The organism is Methylobacterium sp. WL116, assembly GCF_008039455.1.
Taxonomy (GTDB): Bacteria; Pseudomonadota; Alphaproteobacteria; order Rhizobiales; family Beijerinckiaceae; genus Methylobacterium.
In genome coordinates this window covers 1-2901 of the sequence record NZ_VRUV01000546.1, presented here as the reverse complement: position 1 = coordinate 2901, position 2901 = coordinate 1, and the positions used below count along the sequence as shown (strand labels likewise).

The 2901-nt window shown below is 72.2% G+C and carries 2 protein-coding genes and 2 pseudogenes; 1 reads left to right on the top strand and 3 read right to left on the bottom strand.

What is annotated here, in order from left to right:
• Positions 1 to 207, bottom strand: a pseudogene (locus FV223_RS24270) (FAD-binding oxidoreductase); the annotation flags it as partial.
• A 224-nt stretch (positions 208 to 431) separates the two neighbouring features.
• Here FV223_RS24270 and FV223_RS24265 point away from each other — a divergent pair.
• Positions 432 to 689 carry a hypothetical protein gene (locus FV223_RS24265; RefSeq protein ID WP_147729370.1) on the top strand — a complete coding sequence of 86 codons (258 nt, stop codon included), beginning with the start codon at positions 432 to 434 and terminating at the stop codon, positions 687 to 689.
• A 103-nt stretch (positions 690 to 792) separates the two neighbouring features.
• Here FV223_RS24265 and FV223_RS24260 read toward each other — a convergent pair whose 3' ends face one another.
• On the bottom strand, positions 793 to 1494 hold the full coding sequence (locus FV223_RS24260) for a hypothetical protein (protein WP_147729369.1): 702 nt from the start codon (positions 1492 to 1494) through the stop codon (positions 793 to 795).
• A 42-nt stretch (positions 1495 to 1536) separates the two neighbouring features.
• Positions 1537 to 2901, bottom strand: a pseudogene (locus FV223_RS30780) (ABC transporter ATP-binding protein); the annotation flags it as partial.

Here is a 2901-nt window from a genome sequence, read left to right as displayed (position 1 = left end):
GCGCGGGACGACGGCGCGCCCCGCCGCGTGGCAGGCGGCGAGCACCGCCGAAACGTGCTCGGTGCTGCGGGGGCGGACGAGCGCGGCCGCGGCGCAAGGCTCGTCGGCACGGGTCCAGCTCGCGGGTCGGCTCTCGAGCTCGTCGCCGACGACGAGGCCGTCGGGTCCGAGGATGTCGGTGAGCCGGTCGAGAAGCGGGTCCGTCATGGGCGTGCGCGGCGTTCGGCGATCATGGGGTCGGGCGACGACGGTCTACACGATCGCGTGCGCGGCCCAAGCCGGCGGCGTGACATTCCGCACCTGCGTTCGGGGGATCGATGCGGCTCCCGCGGGCAACCGCCGCCCGCCGCATTGCAGCATCCCACCCCTCGCCCTTCCACGGCCGGAAACAGCTCATACGGTCCGGCGCTTCGAAAACCGCGGAGCGCGCCATGGGAACCTACACGCTCGCCATCGCCGACGGCGTCCTGTTCGCCTGCCTGCCGGACGAGGCCGACATCGGCTCGGCCATCACCGAGGCGACGGCGACCAATTACGGTTTCGGCATCGCGCTCAGCATCGTGCGCGGCACCGAGCTGACCGATGCGGCGCGGCCCGAGGACGACGTGGTCTGGCGCGAGACCTCCGACAGCGAGCTGCTCGACGCAGAGGGGCGCCGCTATCGCTACGCCGTGCGCCGGGCGGCCTGACGCCCCGCGCCTGGCCGCGCCCAGGATCCCCGGATCACAGGACGTTCGTGCGACGGGTGCCGTCGCAGGGAGCGAGCCGGCGCCGGGCTCGCACAAACGTCGGCTAGCGGCAGGAGCGCGGCAGGCGCCGCTTCCAGCGCTGGCCCGGCGCGAGGGCGGGTTCGGTCGATCGCGACTTCGTCGGCCTGCGCATCACGGCAGGCGCTGCGGCGACCGGAGCGACGGCGGTCACCGGCGGAGCCGGGATCGCCGGGGCAGCGACAGCGGGCTCCGAGGACGCGTCCGCGATGTCGGCGAACGACCAGATCGCATCGGGGCGCACCATTTCGGATCGTGCCTGATCCGAACGGCCGGCTTCGGCGCGCGGGCTTTCGGACCGCATCTGCGGAGGCTTCACCCGCTTCACGCGCGGAAGCCGAAGCTCGCGCTCGATCACGGGTTCGGCCACCTCGGGCTCGGGCTCCGCCAGGATCAGGCTCTGCAGGATTCGCCGAGGCTTCTCCGCCGGCACCGGCGGCGCGGGGGCGGCGGCCTGGTCGGGCCAGACCGTATCGAACGGCGACGGCGTCTCGGGCGCCGGATCGAGCGCGGCCCAGTTCAGGGGCGCCGGGGTAGGATCATCCGGCCAGGACAGGGAGTGGCGGTTCTTCGACTTGACCTCGACGGTAAAGGACCGTCGCACACGGCTGCGCAACATGCGGCGTATGATTCTCTTGGATTTGGACAGGAACGCGCGGACGCGTACCATATTCCATGACGCTTCTTCGGCATTTTGTCGAGACGACAGTGCAGAATCGGTTTCCAACACGGAAATTCCAGGCAGAAAGCCGGCGTTTCACGCGCCGCCTCAGGCCGAACGCGCGGTCGGCACCGAGACCTCCGGCTCCGGCGCGGTCTCGACGCGGACCGAACCGGTCGTGTCGAAGCGCAGACGAACCGGGAACGGCGCCGCCTCGGCTTCCGTCGCCGCGACCGCGACGAGGCTGATCTGCGGCCCGCCGCTGGTGACGGCCGCGATCAGGGCCGATGCGCCGCCGTCGAGATGCGGGATCGTTCCGTCGACCACCAGGGTCTCCGGCCGCCGCAGGATCGCGCGGGCGAGGTCGACGAGCGCCTGCTGGCGCGGGGTGAGCAGGCGGCCGCGGTTGCCGACGGGGAAATCCAGCCCGCGCAGGCGGATGCGGCGTTCCAGGTCGAACTCCTGCACGACGAGGCGGACCTGGCGTTGGATCTCGGCTTCGCCGTGCATCCGCGCGGTGTTGATCCGGCCGAAGAGCAGCGCATCGAGGATCGAGCTGTGCCGGTTGATCCGCTCGGGATCGTAGGGCTCGACGTCCTCGGTGCCGTCCTCCCGTCGAAGCGCCTCGCGGACCGTGTAGCGCGCCGCCACCAGCCGCGCCCGATAAGGCGCATCGAGGAGGCCGAGCCGTTGGCGCGGCTCGACGTAGGCCAGGGCGAGGGCGAGGAACGCCTCGTTGTCGGCCGCCGGCGGCGCCTCGTCGGCACCGAGGGCCGAGAGCCGCTGCTCGAAGACCGGCAGCTCGTCCGGCGCGATCAGCGAAAACCTGCGGAACAGCGGATGGCCCGGTGGCACGTCGCGGAAGATGTCGACCAGGTTCCGGGCGATCGCCACGCCCATCCGGGCGAGGTCGTCGAGCAGGAACAGCTTGTCGAGGGCAGCGCGGAAGCGCGGTTCGGACGCGAGGTTGCGCCCGGTCAGTTCCGGAACGGTCGGCACGCCGAACAGGAGGTTCTCCGCGATCGTCGCCTGCTCGTTGTAGCGGCGCGGATCGAACGGGATCACGAGGTCGGCCATGCCCGCGGCCGCGAAGTGCTGCTGCAGGTGCCGGCGCGCGGCGACGACCCGACGCCCGGGCTCGGACTCGTGGTGCACCAAGCTGTAGGCGCTGAGGCCGAAGCGGTAGAGGTCGTCGCCCATCCCGAGGCGCTGCAGCAGGTCGAGCATCCGCGCGTCGAGGGCGGCGGCGTCCGCCAGGCCCAGGGCGGCGTAGTCGATCCAGGGATCGCTCGCATCCTCGATCGGGTTTCCGGTCCGCCGCGCCTCCGCGCGCCGGCGCCGCGCACGCTCCGGGCTGCCGGCGTCGTCGCGGATCACCGGGCGCCGGCGCAGGCCGTAGGCGAGATTGTCGCGGATCGTGCCGGGAAACAGAACCGGCTCCGGCCCGGCATAGGCGAGCGCGCGGGCCCGGCG